We start from the raw sequence: 23,119 nt of genomic DNA, 5'->3' as shown, positions 1-23,119 counted from the left end.
TCGGGTGGTTCAGTGCCGGCGGTTCAGTGCCGGCGGTTCAGTGCCGGCGGTTCAGTGCCGGCGGCGGCTCAGCCGGGCCAGGCCGAGCGCGAGCAGGATGACGGCACCGGCGAGCACCAACTGCAGCGCGCTGTTCACCTGCAACAGGGCGAGCCCGTTGCCGAGCACACCGACGATTCCGAGACCGACGGCGGTTCCACCGATGGTCGGCGAGCCGGTGCGGGAGAGCGTGAGGCCGAGCAGCACCGCAGCGATCGAGCTGAGCATCAACGGGCTGAGCATCGCCGCGTCGCCGGTCAACGGATGCCCGGTAGCCAGGCTGGCGGTGAGGACAATTCCGGCGAGCGCTGCGCCGACGCCGGAGAGCACAAATGCCGTGAACCTGGCCAATTTCGTGTTGAGGCCGGAGAGTTTCGCAGCATTCGCATTGCCGCCGATGGCATACCAGGTGCGACCGAGCACCGTGCCGGAGAGCAGAAACCAGACGAGGAGCATCAGCACAACGGCAAGCACGACGGGTACGGGAACCGGTCCGATGCGGCCCTGGCCGAGCCAGCTGACGGCGTCGGGCAGACCCCCTGCCGCGGCTCCGTTGCCGAGCAGCAGCGCGAGTCCGGTGAAGCACGTCATTGTGGCCAGCGTTGCAATGAACGTGGACAGTCCGAGGTACGCGACGGCCACGCCGTTGATCGCCCCGGCGAGCAGGCCCGCCCCCAGGCCGAGCAGAATGGCCGTGACCGGATGCATCCCACCGACGAGCAGCTGCGACACCAGCACTCCGACGAGGCCGGCCAGCGCACCCACCGAGAGGTCGACGTCACCGGCTGCCATGACGATGGTCTGCACCGAGGCGACAATCGCGAGCACGGCCACCTGCTCGAGGATGGCGCTGAGGTTCGGCGGGGTGAGAAAGCTCTGCGGCGTCAGCAGCGCGAAGAGCGCAATCAGACCGACCAGAGCGAGAAGGGTGCCGAGCGCGGCCAGTCTGGCCGGAAGCCGGTGCGCCCCGGGGCGGGGGCCGGCCAGCGTGGGCGTGGTGCGACGGGGCATCAATCGGCCTTTCGGTAACAGTGCTGCAGAATCGTCGCCTCATCGGCGTCGCCCGCAGGGAGGAGAGCGCCGAGCTTCCCCTCGTTCAGCACGGCAATCTCGTCGACGAGACCCAGCAGTTCGGGGATCTCCGACGACACCACGATCACTGCCACTCCGGCGTCGGCGAGACGCCGAATCGCCGCATGAATCTCGGTTTTCGTGTGCCGATCGACGCCGCGAGTCGGTTCGTCGAGCAGGAGCACGCGCGGCTTGCGCTCGAGATACCTCGCCAGCATGACCTTCTGCTGATCGCTGGAAGACAGCTCACCGACGATGCGAGACAGTGCGGATCGAGGGCGTGGCGACTCGGTGATCGGCAGCTGGACGACTCCACGTTCGGCGACGGCCCGCTCGCGTCGACGCGAGGCGAGACCGAGCCAGCCGGCGGCGGCCTCATTCGCGAGGGCGATATTGCGTCTGATCGACGCGGTCATCACGAGACCCTGCCGGCGTCGTTCAGCGGGAACCAGCGCGATTCCACGCTCCATTGCCCGCCTCACCGATCCGCCCGCCACGGGCACGCCGTCGAGGAGAACCTGGCCGGCCCGCATCCGTTGATCGCCGGCGATGAGTCTGAGCAGTTCGCTGCGGCCCGATCCGGCGAGCCCGGCGATGCCGAGAATGCGCCCAGCGGATGCGCTCAGGCTGACACCCTGCAGCCGGTGCCCGTGCAGAGCCTCGACGCGCAGGATCTCGGTTCCGAGCGCCGGGGTTGGCGCCCGGACGGGAAGGGAAACAGGCTCCGCGAGCCCGGTCATCGCAGCGACCACGTCTCCGGTGTGGGTTTCGCCGACCGGCTTCGTCCAGACGAGGGTGCCGCTCCGCAGCACCGTCACGGTGTCGGCGAGACGGAACACCTCGTCGAGGCGGCGGGAGACGTAGATGATCGAGGTGCCCGCTGCCCGCAGCGACTGAAGCACTCCGAACAGCTGTTCTGCTTCAGCAGCGGTCAGAGCCGCTGTCGGTTCGTCGAGCATCAGCAAGCGGGAATCGCTGGCGAGCGCCCGGGCCAGCGCGACCATGGTCTGCTGCACAGCCGACAGCTCTCCGACCGGGGTGCGCAGCGGAACCCGCTGGCCGAGCCGGGCCAACTGCACCGCGGCATCCTGTTCGAGATCGCGTCGACTGATGAGACCGAGGGCGCCGTGTTGCCGTTGGCCGAGGAAGATGTTTTCGGGGGCACTCAGCGTCGGAACCAGCGTCAGCTCCTGCGGGAGGGCAACGATGCCCAGCTTCTGCGCATCCTTCACCGAGCGCACGCGGCGGCGCACGCCGTCAATCTCGATGTGGCCGGCATCGGCGCGAATCATGCCCGCCAGCATCGAGATCAGGGTCGACTTGCCGGCACCGCTCTCGCCGAGCAGCGCGTGAATCGTGCCGTGCGGAATCGTGAGCTGGATGTCGTCAACGACCGTGGTCGGACCGTAGACCTTACTGAGTCCGCGAATCGACAGCAGCGGCAACAGCGTGCGTTCGGCGAGTTCGCTGCGTTCCGGCGCATCCGCGTGTTCCTGAAGTTCGCCGTGTTCGTGAAGATCAGCGCGTTCCGGCGCATCGGTGGGGAGCATGAGCATTGTGCCCCCAGTGATTTAAGCGACCGACAAAGTAGACCAATCCTCGCAGATCCGGGCGAAGAGGGACGACAGCGCGCCGAATGCCGCCGCATCCACCTGCCTAGGCGTCTTTCTCCGGACTCCGGCGCCACGGTCCCGAGCAAAGCCCTTGCCCCGGCCCCCGCGTCGGCTTGGCCGACCGGTCCCCTTGAGCGCGACCATCGTTTTGGCTGGGTCGTCGGCGCCATTCCAACCGATGCGCCCTTCCCACTTCGCGCGCAGGTCGGCGACTTCGGCTTCGAGAGTGCAGAGGCCGTCTTCGTCGAGACGATAGATCCGGTTATTCCAGTCGGCACGCACGTCAACGAAACCCGCGTCAAGCATTCGTCGGAGGTGTTTGGACACTGCGCTCGGCGAAATCCGAAACTCAAACCCGATCACGTCGGCCAGCTCGCCCGAGGAATGTTCTCCACTAGCCAGAATCTCAAGGATTCGGCGCCGCACTGGCTCGGCCATGACCTCAAACGGATGCATGGTCGCCGAGGGTACTCGCGCTGACGCTCGCTCGGGCAGGTTGTCCACAACCCACCTGGGGTGGTTCTGGCCGGGTCGGCTACCGGCCGAGTCGACGCGACAGACAGGACAGGGATGCCCTGTTTTCCGTAATGAACTTCAGGGTCATATGAGCCTGAAGTTCATTACGGAAAATGGGACCCCTGCCCTCCGTGGTCGCGGGCGAGCGAGCGGTGGTCAACGGGCTGTCAACGGGCTGTCAACGGGCTGTCAACGAGGGGTCGCCACCGAAGCACCCGCCAGGCAATACGATGGAAGGCTCATGATTCCCGTGCAGATCACCTTCCCCCCTGAACTTCCGGTCAGCCAGCGGAAGGACGATATCGGCCGCGCCATCCGCGACAACCAGGTCGTGATCGTCGCCGGCGCGACCGGCTCCGGCAAGACCACCCAACTGCCGAAGATCTGCATGGAGATCGGCCGCGAGTCCATCGGCCACACGCAGCCGCGCCGGCTCGCCGCCCGTACCATCGCCGAACGCATCGCCGAAGAACTCGGCCAGGAGGTCGGGGAACTCGTCGGCTACCAGGTGCGCTTCACCGACAAAGTCGGCGCCAACACCAAGATCAAGCTGATGACCGACGGCATCCTCCTGAACGAGATGCACCGCGACAAGCTGCTGCGCAAGTACGACACGATCATCATCGACGAGGCCCACGAGCGCAGCCTCAACATCGACTTTCTGCTCGGCTACCTGCGTCAGTTGCTGCCCAAGCGGCCCGATCTGAAGCTCATCATCACCTCGGCGACCATCGACCCACAGAGTTTCGCCGAACATTTCGCCGACGCCAACGGCAAGCCGGCGCCGATCGTCGAGGTCTCGGGCCGCACCTACCCGGTTGAGATTCGCTACCGCCCGCTCGTCGCCGAGGCGGTGCTCGCCGATGACGACTCGGCCACCGACGGCGCCACGACGGATGCCGCCCCGGCCGTCGACCGCGACTACATCGAAGGCATCAGCGCGGCTCTCGACGAACTCGAACGCGAGTCCAACGGCGATGTGCTCGTCTTTCTCTCCGGTGAGAACGAGATCCGGGATGCCGCCGACGCATTGCAGGGAAAGTACGCGTCGTCGTCGCGCACCAGCCCGACCGAGGTGCTCCCTCTCTATGGCCGGCTCTCCTCGGCTGAGCAGCACCGCGTCTTCCAGCCGTCGACGGTAGCCGGCGTGCGCCGCCGGATCGTGCTCGCGACGAACGTCGCCGAGACCAGCCTGACCGTTCCGGGCATCCGCTATGTGATCGATGCCGGCACCGCCCGGATCAGCCGCTACAGCGTGCGCTCGAAGGTGCAACGTCTGCCGATCGAGGCGATCTCGCAGGCGTCGGCCAACCAGCGCTCCGGCCGAAGCGGCCGCACGAGCGACGGCATCGCCATCCGGTTGTACTCCGAAGAAGACTTCACGCGTCGCCCCGAGTTCACCGAACCCGAGGTGTTGCGCACTAACCTGGCCGCGGTCATCCTGCAGATGATCTCGCTGGGCCTCGGCGACATCGCCGCCTTCCCGTTTCTCACGCCGCCCGACTCGCGCGGCATCAAAGACGGCCTCGACCTGCTCACCGAGCTCGGCGCCGTCGAAGCGCCCACCTCCCGGTCGTCGAGCCTGTCGAGACGTGCCCCGAAAACCGGCAACCCGGCGATCGACAATGCCGTGGGTCTCGACAAGCTCGACCAACGGGGTGCGAAGCTCACCCGGGTCGGCCATCAGCTCGCGAAGCTGCCGATCGACCCACGCTTTGGCCGCATGGTCGTCGAGTCGAAGGCGCAGGGCACCAGCCGCGAGGTGCTCGCGATCGTGGCCGGTCTGACCATTCAGGATCCGCGCGAACGCCCACTCGAACGGCGCCAGCAGGCCGACGAGCATCACGCCAAATTCAACGACCCCACCAGCGACTTTCTCACCCTGCTCAACCTCTGGAACTATCTCGAAGACAAGCAGCGTGAGCTGGGTTCCAGCGCCTTCCGGCGCCTCTGCAAGACCGAGTACCTCAACTATCTGCGCGTGCGGGAGTGGCAGGATGTCTACCGCCAGTTGCGTCAGCTCGCCAAGCCGCTCGGCCTGCACCTGGGCGATCCGAGCGTCAACCCCGACGGCATCCACCGTTCGCTGCTCGCCGGCTTGCTCTCGCACCTCGGCCTGAAAGACACGGCGAAGAAGGACTACGTCGGCGCCCGCCAGCAGCGTTTCGTGTTGTTCCCGGGGTCGGCGCTGGCGAAGAAGCAGCCCGCCGCGGTGATGAGCGCCGAGCTCGTCGAGACGAGCCGGCTGTTCGCCCGGATGAATGCCGCGATCGACCCGGCCTGGGCCGAACCGCTCGCCGGCGACCTGGTCAAACGCAACTATTCCGAGCCGCACTGGGAGAAGAACCAGGGCGCCGTCGTCGCCTACGAGCGGGTCACCCTCTACGGGGTGCCGATCATCCAGAAGCGTCGTATCCAGTTCAGCCGCGTCGACCCGATCTACGCCAGAGACCTTTTCATTCGCCAGGCCTTGGTCGAGGGTGAGTGGGACCTCGACCGCGTCGACCGCCGTTTGTCGGCGTTCGACCGGGAGAACAAGAAGCTGCGCGCCGAATTGGCCGAGCTGGAGGAGCGTACCCGTCGCCGGGACATCCTGTTCGACGACGAGGCTGTGTTCGAGTTCTACGACAAGCGGATTCCCGCGGATGTCTGCTCCACCCGCACCTTCGAGGCTTGGTGGCGCAAGGCGCGCGTCGACACCCCCGACCTCTTGACGATGACTCCGCAGACGCTCGTCGCCGAGGACACCCCGGAGATCGACGAGTCGCTGTTTCCGCCGGTCTGGCAGCAGGGCGATCAGCGGTTCGCGCTCAGCTACCGATTCGAGCCGGGCTCGGCGGATGACGGGGTGACGGTGCAGGTTCCCCTCGCGCTGCTCGCGCGGCTCTCCCCCGCCGGCTTCGACGGCCAGGTTCCCGGATTCCGGGTCGATCTGATCACTGCTCTGATCAAGTCGCTGCCGAAGGCGATCCGCCGCAACGTGGTGCCGGCTGCCGACTGGGCTGCGCGCCTGAATAAGGAGATTCCGATTTCGGTGGTCGAGCCTGTCGAGGCCACGCGCGGGGTCACTTCGACAAGCTCAGTACATCGCTCGACAAGCTCGACCACCGGCCTCCCCACCGAGTCGTTCACCGAACTCCTCGCCGCCGAGATCAAACGCCTCACGCACGTGCCCGTCACGGCGAGTGATTTCGACCTGTCCCGCATCCCGCAGCACCTGCAGATGACGTTCCGGGTCGTCGACGAGCGCGGCCGCACGGTCGACTCCGGCAAGGATCTGCGGGAGCTGCAGCGACGCCTCGGCGGGAAAGCCCGCGAGAGCGTGGCCGCCGCATCCGTCGCCGCAGCCCCGAACGCGATCGAGAAGTCGGGGCTGACGACCTGGTCCTTCGGCGAGCTTCCCCGTTTCATCGACACCAAGCAGGGCGGCAACACGATTCGGGCCTACCCGACGCTGATCGACGAGGGCGATTCGGTGGCGATCAGGCTGATGAGCACCGAGGCCGAGCAGGCGCGCACCCTGCCCGGCGGAGTGCGCCGGCTGCTGTTGTTGGCCACCCCGTCACCGGTCGCCTATGTGCAGCAGCACCTGACCGGCACCGAGAAGATGTCGCTGGCGACCAGCCCGTACCGCAGCACGCCGGCGCTCTTCGACGATTGCCTGAGCGCCGCGGTCAACGACGTGCTCTACCGGATTCGCCCCGACGGCCAAGTGTTCATGAAGGCCGAGTTCGACACGATCCGCGACCGGGTTTCGGGCGTGGTGATGGACACGATGTTCGAGACCGTTGGGCTCGTGGCGCGCATTCTCACTGCGTCGCGCGCGGCAGAAAAGGCGCTCAAAGCCGCAACGAGCATGGCATTGCTCGCACCGCTCGGCGATGCGCGCGCGCAGCTTGACGGGCTCGTCTACCCCGGCTTCGTCAGCGCGACGGGGCTCAGCCAGCTGCGTCACCTGCCGCGCTATCTCGGCGGCATCTCGGCACGCATCCAGAAGCTGCAGGACAATCCCGGGCGTGACCGAGTCTGGATGAACGAGGTGCAGTCGGCACTGGCGAAGTTCACGGATGCCGGCGGCACGATCCCGCTCGCGGCCGATGCCCCGGCAAACCTGGTGCGTGCGCGCTGGATGATCGAGGAGCTGCGGATCAGTCTCTTTGCGCAGGAGCTCAAGGCGGCGGAGTCCGTCTCGTTGCAGCGGATCCAGAAGGCGCTGGCCGGCTAAATCTCGGTGGTTGAGGAGCGCGCGAGCCTGCGAGCACGCGTCTCGAAACCAAAGTGAGCCGATCTCCGAACGCAGGTTGCGTCCGAAGACCGGCTCACGAGGTTTCGAGACGCGGCCGACTCCGTCGGCTGCTCCTCAACCACCGAGGATTCTTTACAGAACCTTCGACAAGAACGCCTGCGTGCGCTGGTGCTGCGGGTTGCTCAGCACCTCACGCGGGTCGCCGGATTCGACAACCACTCCGCCATCCATGAACACCAGCGAGTCGGCGACTTCGCGCGCGAAGCCCATCTCGTGGGTGACGACGATCATGGTCATGCCTGATGCGGCCAGGCCCTTCATCACGTCGAGCACTTCGCCGACGAGTTCGGGGTCGAGTGCGCTGGTCGGCTCATCGAACAGCATGAGCTTCGGTTCCATGGCAAGTGCACGGGCGATTGCCACGCGCTGCTGCTGACCGCCCGAGAGGTGCGCCGGGTAGTAGTCGGCCCGATCGGCCAGCCCGACGCGGGCGAGCAGCGCGAGAGCACGCTCCTTCACCACGGCCTTGGACTGACGCTTCACCCTGATCGGAGCTTCCATGACGTTCTCAAGTGCGGTCATGTGCGGAAACAGGTTGAACCGCTGGAACACCATCCCGATGTCGCGACGTTGCTTCGACGCTTCCTTCGGGTGCAGTTCGTACAGTTTTCCGTTCGCCTCGCGATAGCCGACGAGGTCACCGTCGACGCTCAACCGACCGGCCGAGAGAACCTCGAGGTGGTTGATGCAGCGCAGGAATGTCGATTTGCCGGAGCCCGACGGGCCGACGAGGCACATGACCTCGCCGCGTTTGACCTCAAGCGAGATGCTTTTCAACACTTCGTTGGAGCCGAAGCTCTTCGAAACGCAGTCGGCCAGCACCATCGGAGTGTCGACGCTGGTGTCGGGAACATGAATCAGTGGGTCTGTCATCGCAGGCCTCCGTCACCGTTGGTTGTTGAGTCGTCACGCTTCGGCGGCAGGATGACCGTCGGCTGACCGGCACCGGCGATGGGCAGCGTGCCCGTCACCGAACCGGTCTGGTCGCCGACCTTGCGGTCGGGGCGACGCTCACCCACGCCGCGCGCGAAACGCTTCTCCAAGAAGTACTGGCCCACCATCAGAATCGAGGTGAAGAACAGGTACCAGAGCGACGCGACAATCAGTAGCGGGATCGGGTTGAACGTCTCGGCCGAGATGTCCCGCGTGCGCGTGTACAAGTCGAAGGTGAAAGGTACGGCGGTGACCAGCGATGTCGTTTTCAGCATTGAAATGACTTCGTTGCCAGTCGGCGGGATGATGACGCGCATCGACTGCGGGATGATGACGCGCACCATCGTCTGCAGCCAGCTCATTCCGAGCGCTGTTGCCGCTTCATCCTGACCAGGATCGACCGAGAGCAACCCGGCACGCACGATCTCAGCCATGTACGCGGCCTCGTTCAATGCGAGCCCGATGATCGCCAGGGCGAAGGTGCTGAGCGCGACCTTGGTCTCGATGGACACCCACGGTTCCTGGAACGGAAGCCCGAGGTCGATCGACTGGTAGATGATCGAGAGCAGGCCCCAGAACACGAGCTGAACGTAGACCGGGGTACCACGGAAGATCCAGAGGTAGACCCAGGCGATGCTCTTCACCACGGGGTTCGGCGACAGACGCATCACTGCAAGCGCCACACCGAGGATGATCGCGATCACCATCGAGTACACCGTGAGCTGAAGCGTCACAAATGCGGCCTGGGTGACACGCTGATCAAAGAGATACTTGCCGACCGACGGCCAGTCGAAAGCCGGCCGCTGAGCGGCATCAAGGATGAAAAGCGCCACGAGGATAAGCAGCACCACTGCGAAAACATTGCGCCACGGGTGCCGCAACCGGATCGCCTTGATCGGCGCCGGTGAACGGTCGCCGTCCGGCGGGGTATCCCCCGCCGGACGGTTTACGACAGAATTGGTCATTATTTACTAGCCGTTCGTTGCAGCGTTGATCGTGATGGTCTTGATGCCACCATCGGTGACGCCCCATGCTTCCAAAATTTTGCCATAGCTGCCGTCGTCGACCATGGACTGCAGAGCAGCCTGCACGGCCTTGGTCAGTTCGGAGCCCTTGTTCACGGTCATGCCATAGGGCGCGACGTCGAATGCCTCGCCGGCCGGCTCAAGCTTGCCGCCGGTCTTCGAGATCGCGTACAGCGTGACCGGGGAATCGGCGCTGAGCGCGTCGGCCTTGCCGAGAACCACTGCGTTGGTGGCTTCTTCCTGAGAGTCGTAGGGCAGCACCTCAATCGCCGCCTTGCCGGCCGCAAGGCAGGCTTCGTTCTTCGCGGGAAGCTCGTCGGTGTCTTCAACCGTGTTCGACTGCACGGCAACCGTCAGGCCGCAGGCGTTGTCGGGGTCGATTTTCTTGCCGACCTGCGACGCCCAGAGGATGCCGGCGTTGTAGTAGTTGACGAAGTCGACCTGCTTCTCGCGCTCGGCATTGTCGGTGAACGACGACTCGCCCATGTCGACCTTGCCACCGGTGATGCTCGGGATGATGTTGTCGAAGCTGGCGATCTGGTACTCGGGCTTCAGGCCGAGCTTCGCGGCGATGCCGTTCGACAGCTCGATGCCCCAACCGATCGGCGCGCCCGCCGTGTCCTTGTATTCGTTCGGCGGGTAGGCCGCATCTGTTCCGATGACGAGCTTGCCGGTGCTGGAGATGTCGGCGGGAACCAGTGCCGCGGCGGCGTCATCCTTGGTGATCCCGCTGCCCGCGGGAGCGGTGGAGCCGCCGGCGGAAGGGGTTGAGTTGTCAACGCAACCTGTCAGCATGAGGGCGGCTGCGGCCGCAAGGGCCGGAATTACAAATCTTGCGCGCATTGTTAAACCTTCTTCGAGTCGGGTTGATTCTGGTTCGTCTTTGAAATCCATGAAGGGCAGTGACGAGGTCGAGCATATAACATCGACGGAACGCCGATTCCTTGCGTCAATAACGTTTTGGACACCACATTCTTTGCGTCTGAGTCAGCTCGGGCGAATCCGGGAGAGTCACGCGGCTGGGCACCGATGTCGAATGGACGTCAGATTGGTTTTCGATTCTCACTACTATCCCCCTAATTTGGGACGAATGTCACCGTGAGTCCTGAGTTGTCACGGAATTGTCACCTGACACGCAACGGGGCCGTGGCGAATTCTTTCAAGAATTCCCCCGCCAGCGCGTACTCGGCTCTCACGGTGCTGCCGGAAGTGGCGCGCACCCTCCGCTCCGCTCGCTTTCGAAAGCGTCCGGCGCGGCAATAGACTTGTCAGATCGTGCGCAGCTACTTGGACCTCCTGAAGACCCCGGGGGTCGGTCGTATCCTCGCCGCCCAGCTCACCGCCCGTTTTCCGTTCGGGATGCTCTCGCTCGCGTTTCTGATCCACATCGAGCAGGCCTATGGCTCCTACGGAGCCGCCGGTCTCGTGCTCGGCGCCATGAGCATCGGCCAGGCCATCGCCGGGCCGGCCACCAGCAGGCTGATGGGCCGCTGGGGTATGCGCCTGGTGATCTCCGTCACGCTCAGCATCTGTACCGTCGCCATCGTCGTGATGGCTTTGGTGTCGCTCCCGATCGTGCCCCTTCTGGCCGTCGGCTTCATCGCCGGCTTGTCGATGCCGCCGATCCAGCCGGCGGTGCGCACGATCTACCCGAAGCTCGTCAACTCCAAACAGCTCACTCCGCTCTTCTCCCTCGATGCGTCGGCGCAGGAGATCATCTGGGTGGTCGGGCCCGTTGTCGCGACCTTCGTGGCCATCCAGGTCAGCAGCGTGGCCGGCATCCTGCTCGCCGCGGTGTTCCTCGTCGGCGGCGGCGTCTGGTTCGTCTCGCTGCCCGAGGTCGGGCGGGTGCGCATCCCGCGCAGCAAACGCAAGATCGGCGCCGTACTGAAGCGGCCCGCCGTTTTGCTCAGCACCATCGTCGGATTCGTGCTCGTCGCCGCCTGCGCGTCGGTGGAGGCGGGCGTCGTCGCCGCATTCGGCCACGGCAGCGGAGATTCCGGTTTAGTGCTGGCGATCTTCGCGGTCGGTTCCCTCGTCGGCGGCCTCGCGCTCGGGCACACGCCGATCGGTCCGTGGGCGCTGACCACCCGCATGATCATCGTCACGATCGGCGTCGGGCTGGCCAGCATCTCCCTCAACTTCTGGTGGCTCTCCGCCACGCTGTTCATTGCCGGCCTCGGCATCGCCCCCGCTTTTGCCGTGCTGTTTGGAATCGTCTCGGCCAGCGTGAGGTTCTCCGAGACCGCGGAGGCCTACGGCTGGGTGGGCACCGGCCAGCTGATCGGTGCGGCGCTCGGCTCGGCGGTCGCCGGTTTCGCCATCGACCACTACGGCGCTACCGCGGCAATTCTCGCGGCGACGGGCTTCGCCCTGCTCGGCGTCATCATTCCGACGGTGGGCAAGCGCTGGCACCCCGACCTGCGTGGCCGCGACGCCAGCCCGATCCCGGACACCGAAGCCGTCGCGGTGGTCACCTAGCTCGCACACCCTCTCATCGCCGGGATTGTCTATCACGCCCTCCGGCGGACGGGATTACGGTTGAAGGATGACTACTTCGCCCCTGCTGCTCCTGAACGACGGACACCGCATCCCCCAGCTCGGGCTGGGCGTCTACAAGGTTGCGGATGACGAGGCCAGCGACACCGTGCAGGTCGCGCTCGAAGCCGGCTACCGTCACCTCGACACCGCGGCACTCTACGAGAATGAGCGCGGCGTCGGCGCCGGGATCGCGCGCTCCGGTGTGCCGCGCGACGAGCTCTTCGTGACCACCAAGGTCTGGAACGACCGGCACGGCTACGACGAGACGCTCCGCGCTTTCGACGAGAGCCTCGACAAACTCGGACTCGACTACGTCGACCTCTACCTCATCCACTGGCCGGCACCCCGCCAGAACCGCTACGTCGAGACTTATCGCGCACTCGAGAGTCTCAAGGCCGACGGCCGGGCACGCTCGATCGGCGTCTCCAACTTCCACACGCACCACCTCGATCGCTTGCTCGCCGAAACCGATGTGGTTCCGGCGATCAACCAGGTCGAGCTGCACCCCGAGCTCGCGCAAACCGAGCTGCGGCGTTACGACGCGGCCCACGGCATCCTCACCGAGGCCTGGTCACCGTTGGCGCGTGGTCGCCTGCTCGACAATGAGACGTTGGCGACGATCGGCGCCCGCTACGGCAAGACCCCGGCGCAGGTCGTGCTGCGCTGGCACGTCGAACTCGGCAACGTTGTCATTCCGAAATCGGTGTCACCTGCGCGCATCCGCGAGAACCTCGACGTGTTCGATTTCACCCTGGATGCTGCCGATCACGCAGCCATCGCACAGCTCGACAGCGGCTCGCGCACCGGCAAAGACCCCGACACGATCGACTAGCCGCGAGGTGTTGCCCGGCGTGCACACGCGGGGCACGTCAGGCGCCCGGCGTGTGAAGCATGCGTCTCAACAAGCGCTCGGCACAGCACGCTGCGCCGAGCGCGCAGCTACCAGCGCGGGTGGATTTCGGCCCGCAGCAAGCGGTCGTAGATGCGGTGCACGCCGGCGGTGAACGCGTCGCCCAGCGGCGCGAGCGCCCCGGCTGCCGCATTCGCTTCGGCCTGCGTCACGCTCCGCGCGCCGGGAATGACCGAACTCACGCCGGGAAGCTGCGCAACCCAGGCCAATGCCGCCTGGGCGGGAGTGACCGACCCGGGAAGCGTGGCCACCAGCGCGGAGAATTCCGCCGCCGCCTGCAGGCCCACCTCATAGTCGACGCCGGAGAACGTCTCGCCGACGTCGAAGTGGCTACCGTCGCGGTTGTAGTTGCGGTGGTCGTTGGCGGCGAACGCGGTCTCGCGGGTGTACTTTCCGGTCAGCAGGCCGCTGGCGAGCGGTACCCGGGCGATGATCCCGACGCCGGCTGCCTGCGCGGCGGGGAGTACGTCGTCGAGCGGCTTGAGCCGGAACGCGTTGAGGATGATCTGCACCGTGGCCAGGTTCGGTCGTGCAATCGCCGATAGCGCCTGGTCGCAGGTCTCGACGCTGACGCCGTAGTGGGCGATCGCGCCCTCCGCGACGAGGGTGTCGAGCGCGTCATAGACCTCGCCGGAGTCGATCACGGCGCTCGGCGGGCAGTGCAGCTGCACGAGATCCAGCGTCGGCATGCCGAGGTTGGCACGCGATCGGTCGGTCCAGGCCCGAAAGTTGTCGAGCACATAGTTCTCGGGAATCTGGTCGACGCGGCGGCCCATCTTCGTCGCCACGGTGATCTCGGCATCTGTCTTGGCCAGAAAGCTGCCGATGATCTGCTCGCTGCGGCCGTCGCCGTAGACGTCGGCCGTGTCGAAGAAGGTGACGCCGGCGTCAACGGATGCGGCGAGCACGGCCGTCGCATCGGCCTCCGTGACGTCGCCCCAATCGGCTCCGAGTTGCCAGGTTCCGAGGCCGATCACTGAGACAGTACGGCCGGTGCGTCCGAGGGTGCGATTCTGCATGGCACCACCCTAGCGAGTCGCAGGGCCTCCCCCACCGCCGTGCACCGATGCCCCCAGGCCGTCAGACCGGCGGCCCGACTCCTGACGAGGCGGCCGGCGGGGCCGGGGCCACCTCCGGGTCGATCACCCGGGCGACCACCCTGGCCAAACGCTTGCGGACGATGTGGTCGTTCGCTTCGACACGATGCATCGTCACGTGGCGCATCCGTTCGATGACCGTCATGCTGCCGGGCGCGATGAATGCGTCGAGCGAACCGTAGACCACATCGACCGGCACCTGCAGCGCTGCAATGTCGCTGACCAGCGTTTGCGACTCGATGCAGTGCTCGAGCGATTTGACGAACGGCGTCCAGTTCTCTTCTGTCACTTCGAAGAGTCCCTTGGGCAGCAGCCTCGAGATGATCCCGGCGTTTCGTATCGTGAATTCTTTGTTCGCGCGCAGAAAATTGTAGGCCTTCAGATAGGCGTCAACCAAGGCTCGCACCCGATAATCGCCGATCTCTGATGGAGCGACATACACCGGCGGCCCGACCAAGACGACGTGCGATGGTCGCGCCGGACGCAGCCAGCGCAACCAGGCGACACCGCGGGAGAGCTCGACAGCAGCCAGCCGCGACACGATCAGGCTGCCGAGAGAATGGCCGACGAGAGTGTACGGCTCGCGGAGGTTCAGCGATCGGATCGTGACGTCAAGCGAGTCGACGTGATCTTCGAGCCTGTACTCGCTGTCGGCCGGCGCCGGGGACTGGCCGAATCCGAGGATGTCGATGGCGATCACGCGATGCCTGGAAACCAGCAGCGGGATGAGTTTTCGAAACGTGACCGACGACGACGCGATCCCATGAACCAGAATCACCACCGGGCCTGCGCCCTCGTCGTGAGCGATGTGCAGAAGCGGCGGGCGCCGCCGACGAAGTTCTCTCGACGTCGTCGGCGGCACCAGCTCAGTCATGCGTCAATTATCGCCGCGCAAGTTCTCTTTGTACTCGTTCTTGGCATGAGTCGCGTCGCGTTCGGCCTCGGCTTTCTTCACGCCGGCCTCCGCTTTCTTCACCTCGGCGTCGGCTTTCATTTCGTCGACCTTGTCGGCGACCTTTTCTTTCGTGTCATCGACCACCTGGCCGATCTTCTTACCGGTTGCGTCGAGCGCATCCTTGGCATCGTCAGCGATTCCCATGTTGTCCTCCTCGTGAGCGCTTGTGGCGCATTCTTGGTGGGGTCGGCCGGATGTGCGAGGCCGACCCTTCGACACTACGTCGCACCGGCGTCACCGAGACCTGATTGTGATCGGACTCCCAGAGATCACGCAGACATGGGCCTCAGACTGCCCCCTAGTGTGGGGCCATGAGACGAACTGTGCTTGCCGCCACTGCCCTGCTGGCGGCGATCGCACTTGCCGGATGCACCAGCTCCGGCGACACCGGTAGCCGTGCCAGTGTCGGAAGCGGTGAGATGGCGGTGCCGCCCGGCGTGACCGGGATGGCCGATGGAGCGGCTCCGGCCACGATCCCGAACTTTGCCGACAAGTCGGTGACCGGGCGGGACGTGATCACCACCGGGTCGGTGTCGATCACCGTCGAGGATCCGATCCGTGCCGCCCACGACGCGGTGACCATTACCGAGCAGGCCGACGGCCGCATCGACAGTCGCACCGAAAACCCGGGCACCGACAACCAGCCGGCGAGTGCGACCCTGACCCTGCGCATCCCGACGACCGCGCTCGATCACACACTCACCGAGTTGAAGAAACTCGGCGCGGTGAAGGTGGTGTCGCTCAGCAGCGCGGATGTCACCCAGCAGAGCGTCGATCTGGATGCCCGCATCACGTCGCTCGGCACCTCGGTCGACCGGCTGCTCACGATGATGTCGACATCGACGAACACCACGGATCTCATCGCCATCGAAAGTGCACTCGCCCAGCGGCAGGCAGAGCTGGAGGGGCTCATCTCCCAGCGCACCTTTCTTTCTGACCAGATCGAGTACTCGACGATCACCCTCGATCTGACCGCCGAAGGCGTGCTCGCGCCGGGCTCCCCCACCGATTTCTGGGGCGCGATCGCAGCCGGCTTTTCTGCGCTCATCGCCGCCGGCGCCGGGCTGCTCGTGGCACTCGGCTACGCGCTGCCGTGGCTGATCGCGCTCGGCGTGATTGCCGCCGTCGTGCTGCTGATCGTGCGGGGGGTTCGGCGCAAGCGTCGTGGCCCGCCGACCGGCCCGGCGGATGCGACGCCTGGTGCGACACCGCCTGCAACGCCGCCTGCAACGCCGCCTGCAACACCGCCTGCAACACCGCCTGCAACGGTGGATGCGACACCGAGCGCAGCACCGGATGCGACGACGCCCGAATCCCCGCGCGACGCCCCGCGCGTCTAGCTCTCGTACCGGCGCAATGAGTCGACGACCAGGCGCCAAAACCCGTCGCGATCCAGCACCGTGCCGAGGCTCACGTTCTCTGGCTGCTCGAAGCTGAAGTCGCGGTCGACGACCGAGGATCCATAGGTCCACCGGCCCTGCGTCTCCACCAGCACGCAGGCCCTCTCCGTCGTCACCAGTCGCGGGTCGATCACGTAAGCCACCGCGCAGGCATCATGGATTGACGGCCCGTCTTCTCCGGGCGTGATCTCGCCGAGCGCATAGAAATCGAGCCACGCCTCGACCGCGCGGGCGACAGGACTGGTCAGGGTGCGGATCTCCACAAGCACGTTCTGCGGAACCGCAGACTGCCAGGTGAGGTCGAGGCCGAGCATCACGATGTTGCCGCCCGAGCGCAGCACTTCGTCGGCCGCTTCGGCATCCGCATAGAAATTGAACTCCGCGGTCGGAGTGATGTTGCCGGCGTTCACCGCGCCGCCCATGATCACGATTTGCTTGAACCGCTCTGCAATCGTCGGGTCGCTGCGCAGTGCCAGTGCGATGTTGGTGAGCGGTCCGATCGCCACCAGGGTGATCGTTCCGGCCGGGTTGCCCCGCACCGTGTCAAGAATGACGTCGACGGCAGTGCGGTCACTCGCGCGGCGGCCCGTGTGCGGCAGCTCCCATCCGCCCAGGCCGGTTTCGCCGTGGACATCCGCGTGAACGGCGTCACGTACGAGCGGCTTGGCGGCGCCGGCAGCGATCGGCACATCGTCCAGGCTCAATAGCTCGGCCAGGCACAGCGCGTTGCTGGTGACCTTGTCGATGGCCTGGTTGCCGGAGACCGTGGTCACTGCGACGATGTCGCAGGCGGGATGCGCCTTGGCGATCATGAGGGCGATCGCGTCGTCGATGCCGGGGTCGCAGTCGATGAGGAGTTTCTCTGACATCGGTGTCCTGTCTCAGCACGCCGATGAACATATCGACTACGGACATTGTCGACACCCGGTGAACGCCGAATCGTGCGTTTCGGCCAGAAGCCGTCTGGAATCTGAGACGCCGCACTGCAATTCGATCACCAATGCCCCGACTGCCGGTGCTCCTTCGACGAATTCGGCCCTGAAGCACGTCAAGAGTCCGGCAGAAAACTAGGCTGGTCACTGTGAACACAACCGCGCCCCTCCCCGGCACTCGTCTGCTGAGCGACGATCTGCTTCTCGGCATTCGCGGGCGCGCGGCCGGCTACGACGACGCCAATGAGTTCTTCACCGAAGATCTGGCCGACCTGGCCGAGGCCGGCTACCTGCGGGCACTCGTACCGGTTGAATTCGGTGGACTCGGCGCCACCCTGGAACAGGTCACGGAGGCGCAGATCGCACTCGCCGCCCATGCCCCCGCCACGGCTCTCGCGGTGAACATGCACCTGGTCTGGACCGGCGTCGCGCTGGCCCTGCGCAACCGCGGCGACGACGCGCTGACCTTTCTGCTCGACGAGGCCGGCCAGGGCGAGATCTTCGGCTTCGGTGTCAGTGAGCCAGGCAACGACCTGGTTCTGTTCGGCTCGAAGACGGATGCCCAGCCCCAGGACGACGGCGGCTACCGGTTCACCGGCACGAAGATTTTCACCTCACTCTCCCCCGCCTGGACCCGCCTCGGCACGATGGGTCTCGACAGTTCCAGCCCTGACTCTCCGAAGATCGTCTGGGCGTTCATCGATCGCGGCGAGTCGGGTGTCAGCCAGAAAGACGATTGGAACACCCTCGGCATGCGGGCCAGCCAGAGCCAGTCGACGGTGCTCGACGGCGCGTACGCCCGGCCAGACCGGGTGTTCCGCACACTTGACCCCGGCCCCAACGCCGACCCGCTCATTTTCAGTATTTTCGCGACCTTCGAAATCCTGCTGGCCTCCGTCTACACCGGCATCGGCCGGCGCGCACTTGAGCTGGCCGTCACGGCAGCCGGGCGTCGCACCTCACTGAAGAACGATGGCCGGGCGCTGTCGCAGGATCCCGACATCCGGTGGCGCATCGCCGACGCGGCCATGGCGATGGATGCCATCTACCCCCAGATTCGTGATCTGGCCCGGGCCGTCGACGTTCAGGAGAATCGCGGATCGCAGTGGTTTGCCCAGCTGGCCGGCCTGAAGCATCGGGCCACCGAGAACGCCAAGCATGTCGTCGACCAGGCGCTGCGGGTGTCGGGCGGGTCGTCGTACTTCGCCGGCAACGAGCTGGGCCGGCTGTACCGGGACGTGCTCGCCGGCATCTTCCACCCGTCGGACGCGGAGTCGGCGCATGCCACGGTGGCGACGGCTTGGCTTGGCCCGCTCAATGAGTGAGCACACTGGCGCAATTCAGATCGACGCTCTGTACGCCCGGGCCGTTCTCGACCTCACCATGCGCCTGGCCGAAGTGATCTTCGCCGCCGGCGCCGGAGCCGAAGATGCGGTCGCCGCGATGCAGGGCGTGACCCGCGCCTACGGGCTCAAGGGTATCGACGCCGACATCACCCACACCCTGATCACGCTCACCTTCGAGAACCCGGCCACTCACGACACCATCTCGCGCAGCCGCAACGTCAAGTTTCGAAACCTCGACTACACGAAGTTGTCCGAGACGTCTGAGCTCATCGCCGAGCTGATCGAGTCGCCGATGGATGTCGCCGTCGCGCGGAAGCGTCTCGCGACGATCGTCAGTTCGAAGCCCCTGGTGTCCGTGTTCGTGCGGCGTCTCGGCTGGAGCCTCGTCGGTGCCGGTGCCGCCCTGCTGCTCGGCGGCGGTGTCACGGTGATGATCGCGGCATTCATCGCCACCTTCTTCGTCGACCTGCTGACCAGCGCGCTCGCGCACCGCAAGGTGCCGGTGTTCTACCAAACCGTCGTCGGCGGTGCGATCGGCCCCGTCGCCGCCGCAATCGTTCACCTCATCGACCCGGGGGCGAATCCTTCGCTCGTCGTCGTGGCCACCATCATCATGTTGCTGGCCGGGGTGACGATCTTCGGCGCGGTGCACGACACGCTCTCCGGCTTCTACATCACCGGAACCGCACGCCTGGTCGAAGCGGTTCTCATCACCGGCGGTCTCGTGACCGGGGTGGCCGGGGCCACCGCGATCCTGGCCCGGCTCGGCCTGCGCCTCCGTATCGACTTCAACATCCCGTCGCTGTTCGAGCTACCGATTCTGCTGCTGGCGGCCGTCGTGATCGTGATCGGGTTCTCACTCGCCGTTCAGATGCCGTGGCGGGCATTCTGGGTGGTCTGTGTTCTCGGCGCTCTCGCCGAGTTCTTCTATCAGGCCGGCATCATCGCAGAACTTGGTCAGGTCTGGTCATCGGCCGCGAGCGCCTTCCTGATCGGATTGTTCGCCACCGTCGCCGCGCCGCTGGTGCGCACGCCACCGTTCGTGGTCATTGTCTCGGCGCTCGTGCCCCTCGTGCCCGGTCTGATTCTGTTCAACAGCCTGATGCAGGTAGCCGACGGTGATGTGAACGGGCTGATGGGCATGCTCGCCGCGGCATCCGTTGCGGTGGCCCTGGCGGCCGGGGCCATCCTGGCCCAGTATCTGGTGCAGTATGTCTGGGGTCCGGCGCGCAACCTGCAGCGACGGTTCGTCGGACCGATCATGGCGCTGCCACTGCGGTTGACGCGCGCCGCGCGCACGACAGTGAAGCGCACCTGACGCGGTGGTTGAGCCTGTCGAAACCACCACCGCGACTGCGCGGGCGAGGCACGGGGCGGCGGAGTCAACGGGGGCGGCTCGCGGGATCTCGACAGGCTCGATCAACGGGGCTGTGGTGTCAACGTGCTGAAGACCGTCGTCAAGCCTTCGGCCATTGTCGGGTGCGCAATGATCGCATCCTGCAGCAGTGTGTACGGAGCGTCGGCCAGCATCGCGGCTTGAATCACCGCGATCACCTCGCCCGAATCAACACCGACCAGCGATGCGCCCAGGATCCGCTGGGTGGTGCGGTCGACGATGATCTTCCAGAATCCCTCGGTCTGACGCAGGGTGCGCGAACGCGGAACGGCGATCACCTTCTGCATCGCAACGCTGATCGTGTGGCCGGCCGCGAGCGCTGCCGACTCGGTCAGACCGATCTGAGCAATTTCAGGTTCGACGAAAACTACAGACGGGATCAGCCGTCCCTTCGTCGTTCGGGAGCCACCGGTCAGGTTCGCCTTCACAATGCGGTAGTCGTCGTACGAGGCATGGGTGAACTCGGCGTGCCCGGTCACGTCGCCGACCGCCCAGGTGTTCGGCGCCGTGGTGGCCAGTGTGTCGTCGACGACGACGAAGCCCCGCGCGTCGAGAGCCACACCGGCTACAGGGAGACCGAGGCCGCCGGTGATCGGGCGGCGCCCGGTGGCGACGACGATCGCGTCGACCTGCAACGTTGTCGCGTCGCTGAGCGCGAGACTGATCCCCTCTGCGGTGTGATCGACAGCAGCGTGATTCGGGGCGGAGCCGACGGCGCGCGCGACGCTCGTCACACTGACGCCGAGACGCACCGTGATCCCCTCACGGGTGAAGGACGCCAGCAGCGCCGCCGACGTCTCGGGCTCCTCTCCGGCGAGTAGCCGCTCGCCACGCACGAGCTGTGTCACCTCGCTGCCGAATGCCTGCAGCATCGAAGCAAGTTCTGAGCCGACGAAGCCTCCACCGATGACGGTAACCCTGCGCGGGATCGATTCCAGACGCAGCACGTCTTCGCTCGTCATCGCACCGACGTCGGCAAGTCCCGGGATATCGGGCAGTTTCGGTCGGGTACCGGTATTGATGACCACCTGCTCGCCGCGGAGCAGACGCCGGCCTCCGGCATCCGGCATCACCTCGACCAGACGGGGGCCGACGAAGCGTGCATGCCCCAGGATGAAGTCCATGCCGCTGGCCGTGAAGAGGTCGCGGTGCAGGGCGACCATGTCGCCGACCACTCCCTCTTTGTGCGCGCGCAGCGACTCCAGGTCGACGTGGGAGTCACCGACGTGCACGCCGAGGGAATCGGCGCGGCGCAGCACCCCGAGCAGCCGGGCGCTGGCCACCAACGATTTCGTCGGAATGCAGGCGACGTTGATGCAGCTGCCGCCGATCATCTCCTGCTCGATCATGGCGACCCGGCGTCCGGCCTGTGCGAGATCCATTGCGAGGGTCTTGCCGGCCTTGCCGCCGCCGACCACGATCAGGTCGAAATGCTCCTCGGTCGGCTGCACCGGTGCGTTCACCGTCGGTTAGTTCTGCACGCTCGGCGGCGAATCGCTGTCGGTCTCTTCGACGAAACGATAGGGAATCGGTTCCGTCGTCTCGGCACCCTTGCGGTAGCGACGGGTAATGGTTTCGCCGTCTTCGTCAACCGAAACGACGACAGTCTCCTGGTGCTTACCGTCGACGAAGAACAGTTCGATGGGTTCGCCGGATCCGATCGGGTTCGGTCCGAGCAGTACCGCTTTGTACGTAGCGCGTTCGTTCATGATGTCGGCCCTTCGCTGAGTGCAGCCGGCTGGCGGGCTGCTCGTGATTTCTGGGCACAGCTTACGTCTGCCCGGCTCGAAGCGACAGGGCGAGCGCACCTGCACTCGGGCGCGGCCGATGGCGCACATCGGCGCGTGCAAGATGATCTTTTGTGCGATCCCGCGTATGGTCAAGTGAACGCTGCCGATGAGGCTCGGATGAAGGAGTACAGATGGCTGACAAGTCCCCCAAGAAAGAAGCCGGCAAGAAGAGCGCAGATCGCTCCCTGAAGGAAAAGCGCGCCGACAAGAAGGCGAAGTCCGACGAGACCTCGTCAAAGGCCCGCAAGGCTTAGCCGATCTGAACCATGTTTCACCGGATGCTGCCACGCTCGTCGTGGCAGCATCCGTGTTTTACACCGCTGCCGCTGATTTCGACGGGACCCGTATTTCATGACTTTTCCACTGATCGACACGCTCGTGAGCTACCCGGCCGGTGCTCTGACCGCCACAGCACACGTTCTGCACGTTGAGCCGCAGGCCGATGGCCGACAGGCCGTGCTTCTCGACACGAGTTGTGTGCACCCCGTCGACGCCGGCTGGCCGGATCAGGGTCCCGACCGCGCCGTGGTGCGCGTCGGTGACGCGGAGTACCCGATTGTGGATTGCATCGTCGGCGCCACCGACGGTTCTGCGCTTTTCACCGGACGCGACATCCCGGTCGGCAAGGGCACTGACGGCTGGGCTTTCGTCGTCGTGCATTTTCTGGCCGGCGATGCGGCGATCGCCGAAGGCGACAGCGTTGAACTTGTCGTCGACGCCGCTTACCGAACGCGGCTCTCGGTTGGTCACACCGCCTGTCACCTGGCCTCGCTCGCGCTCAATCGTGCCGTCGCCGACCGCTGGAAAAAAGAGGTGCGCGCCGACGGCCTCGGAGCACCCGACTTCGATGGCACGGCCATCGACGTGTCGCTGATTGTCGAGAACGGGTCGGTCGACACCTACCGGCTCGGCAAGTCGCTGCGGAAGCGCGGTTTCGTGACCGAGGGCATCGCCGAGGCGCTGCCCTCGGTCGAAGCGGCGATCACGGCGACTCTCGCCGAGTGGGCGACGACGGATGCCGCAGTGCAGATCGAGTGCGACGGCGAGCGGTTGCCTGACCGTCGCTATTGGGTGTGTGCGCTGCCGGAACAGACGGTGCGGATTCCGTGCGGTGGGACCCACGCCGACTCCGTGGCCGCGCTCGGCCCGCTGCGCGTGGCGTTGTCACTCACGGATGTCGATGGAACGCCGGTGCTGACGATGGAGACGTTCGCTACGCCTGAGTAATCTGTACTTTCCCGTGCGCGCT

The 23,119-nt window shown here is 65.7% G+C and carries 20 protein-coding genes; 8 read left to right on the top strand and 12 right to left on the bottom strand.

Annotated features, from left to right (window positions below):
- Positions 1–51: 51 nt before the first annotated feature.
- From AC1DCF_RS10705 to AC1DCF_RS10695, 3 genes are read right to left on the bottom strand one after another with little or no spacing between them, the layout of a single operon-like run.
- The gene (locus AC1DCF_RS10705; protein ID WP_477211000.1) at positions 52–1,050 is read right to left on the bottom strand and encodes an ABC transporter permease; all 999 of its coding nucleotides are present in this window, start codon (positions 1,048–1,050) and stop codon (positions 52–54) included.
- A complete protein-coding gene (locus tag AC1DCF_RS10700) occupies positions 1,050–2,660 on the bottom strand; it encodes a sugar ABC transporter ATP-binding protein (RefSeq protein WP_477210999.1) in 1,611 nt (536 codons plus the stop codon). The genes AC1DCF_RS10705 and AC1DCF_RS10700 overlap by 1 nt, the downstream gene beginning before the upstream one ends.
- Positions 2,661–2,681: 21 nt before the next feature.
- Entirely contained in the window at positions 2,682–3,179 is a 498-nt protein-coding gene (locus AC1DCF_RS10695) for an ArsR/SmtB family transcription factor (protein WP_477210998.1), read from the bottom strand.
- A 301-nt stretch (positions 3,180–3,480) separates the two neighbouring features.
- Here AC1DCF_RS10695 and hrpA point away from each other — a divergent pair, with 301 nt between their 5' ends.
- Positions 3,481–7,464, top strand: a complete 3,984-nt coding sequence (gene hrpA / locus AC1DCF_RS10690; RefSeq protein WP_477210997.1) for an ATP-dependent RNA helicase HrpA — start codon at positions 3,481–3,483, stop codon at positions 7,462–7,464.
- A gap of 153 nt (positions 7,465–7,617) precedes the next feature.
- Here hrpA and AC1DCF_RS10685 read toward each other — a convergent pair whose 3' ends face one another.
- The 3 genes from AC1DCF_RS10685 to AC1DCF_RS10675 are packed head-to-tail and all read right to left on the bottom strand — an operon-like array spanning position 7,618 to position 10,346.
- Positions 7,618–8,370 (bottom strand): amino acid ABC transporter ATP-binding protein, encoded by a 753-nt coding sequence (locus AC1DCF_RS10685; RefSeq protein ID WP_441790131.1) that lies wholly within the window; start codon positions 8,368–8,370, stop codon positions 7,618–7,620.
- 44 nt (positions 8,371–8,414) lie between these two features.
- Positions 8,415–9,443 carry an amino acid ABC transporter permease gene (locus AC1DCF_RS10680; protein WP_477210996.1) on the bottom strand — a complete coding sequence of 343 codons (1,029 nt, stop codon included), beginning with the start codon at positions 9,441–9,443 and terminating at the stop codon, positions 8,415–8,417.
- Positions 9,444–9,449: 6 nt separating this feature from the next.
- Positions 9,450–10,346: an ABC transporter substrate-binding protein gene (locus AC1DCF_RS10675; RefSeq protein ID WP_477210995.1), complete on the bottom strand. Its 897-nt coding sequence runs from the start codon at positions 10,344–10,346 to the stop codon at positions 9,450–9,452.
- 432 nt (positions 10,347–10,778) lie between these two features.
- Here AC1DCF_RS10675 and AC1DCF_RS10670 point away from each other — a divergent pair, with 432 nt between their 5' ends.
- A complete protein-coding gene (locus AC1DCF_RS10670) occupies positions 10,779–11,984 on the top strand; it encodes an MFS transporter (protein WP_441790097.1) in 1,206 nt (401 codons plus the stop codon).
- A 67-nt stretch (positions 11,985–12,051) separates the two neighbouring features.
- The gene (locus AC1DCF_RS10665; protein ID WP_477210994.1) at positions 12,052–12,876 is read left to right on the top strand and encodes an aldo/keto reductase; all 825 of its coding nucleotides are present in this window, start codon (positions 12,052–12,054) and stop codon (positions 12,874–12,876) included.
- Positions 12,877–12,983: 107 nt separating this feature from the next.
- Here AC1DCF_RS10665 and AC1DCF_RS10660 read toward each other — a convergent pair whose 3' ends face one another.
- From AC1DCF_RS10660 to AC1DCF_RS10650, 3 genes are all read right to left on the bottom strand, one after another.
- Positions 12,984–13,973, bottom strand: coding sequence for an aldo/keto reductase (locus AC1DCF_RS10660; RefSeq protein ID WP_477210993.1), 990 nt, complete (start codon positions 13,971–13,973; stop codon positions 12,984–12,986).
- A gap of 61 nt (positions 13,974–14,034) precedes the next feature.
- A complete protein-coding gene (locus AC1DCF_RS10655; RefSeq protein WP_477210992.1) occupies positions 14,035–14,925 on the bottom strand; it encodes an alpha/beta fold hydrolase in 891 nt (296 codons plus the stop codon).
- 3 nt (positions 14,926–14,928) lie between these two features.
- Positions 14,929–15,150, bottom strand: coding sequence for a hypothetical protein (locus tag AC1DCF_RS10650; RefSeq protein ID WP_477210991.1), 222 nt, complete (start codon positions 15,148–15,150; stop codon positions 14,929–14,931).
- A gap of 167 nt (positions 15,151–15,317) precedes the next feature.
- Between AC1DCF_RS10650 and AC1DCF_RS10645 the strand changes: the two genes are divergently transcribed.
- A complete protein-coding gene (locus AC1DCF_RS10645; protein ID WP_477210990.1) occupies positions 15,318–16,346 on the top strand; it encodes a DUF4349 domain-containing protein in 1,029 nt (342 codons plus the stop codon).
- Here the strand turns inward: AC1DCF_RS10645 and AC1DCF_RS10640 are convergent.
- Entirely contained in the window at positions 16,343–17,275 is a 933-nt protein-coding gene (locus AC1DCF_RS10640; protein WP_477210989.1) for a nucleoside hydrolase, read from the bottom strand. The two genes, AC1DCF_RS10645 and AC1DCF_RS10640, sit on opposite strands and share 4 nt — an antisense overlap.
- Before the next feature lie 212 nt (positions 17,276–17,487).
- Between AC1DCF_RS10640 and AC1DCF_RS10635 the strand changes: the two genes are divergently transcribed.
- Both AC1DCF_RS10635 and AC1DCF_RS10630 read left to right on the top strand, forming a co-directional pair.
- A complete protein-coding gene (locus AC1DCF_RS10635) occupies positions 17,488–18,663 on the top strand; it encodes an acyl-CoA dehydrogenase family protein (protein WP_477210988.1) in 1,176 nt (391 codons plus the stop codon).
- Complete coding sequence (locus AC1DCF_RS10630; protein ID WP_477210987.1) at positions 18,656–20,002, top strand: threonine/serine exporter family protein; 1,347 nt, start codon at positions 18,656–18,658, stop codon at positions 20,000–20,002. Before AC1DCF_RS10635 ends, AC1DCF_RS10630 begins: the two co-directional genes overlap by 8 nt.
- Positions 20,003–20,103: 101 nt before the next feature.
- Here the strand turns inward: AC1DCF_RS10630 and AC1DCF_RS10625 are convergent, their stop codons facing one another.
- On the bottom strand, positions 20,104–21,543 hold the full coding sequence (locus tag AC1DCF_RS10625; RefSeq protein WP_477210986.1) for a dihydrolipoyl dehydrogenase family protein: 1,440 nt from the start codon (positions 21,541–21,543) through the stop codon (positions 20,104–20,106).
- A 6-nt stretch (positions 21,544–21,549) separates the two neighbouring features.
- Positions 21,550–21,789, bottom strand: a complete 240-nt coding sequence (locus tag AC1DCF_RS10620; RefSeq protein WP_441790107.1) for a hypothetical protein — start codon at positions 21,787–21,789, stop codon at positions 21,550–21,552.
- A 212-nt stretch (positions 21,790–22,001) separates the two neighbouring features.
- Here AC1DCF_RS10620 and AC1DCF_RS10615 point away from each other — a divergent pair, with 212 nt between their 5' ends.
- Positions 22,002–22,124, top strand: coding sequence for a hypothetical protein (locus AC1DCF_RS10615; RefSeq protein WP_345068747.1), 123 nt, complete (start codon positions 22,002–22,004; stop codon positions 22,122–22,124).
- A 97-nt stretch (positions 22,125–22,221) separates the two neighbouring features.
- Positions 22,222–23,097, top strand: a complete 876-nt coding sequence (locus AC1DCF_RS10610) for an alanyl-tRNA editing protein (RefSeq protein ID WP_477210985.1) — start codon at positions 22,222–22,224, stop codon at positions 23,095–23,097.
- Positions 23,098–23,119 lie beyond the last annotated feature (22 nt).

Source organism: Leifsonia sp. 10L418, assembly GCF_056395445.1.
This window is presented reverse-complemented; position numbering and strand designations above follow the sequence as displayed.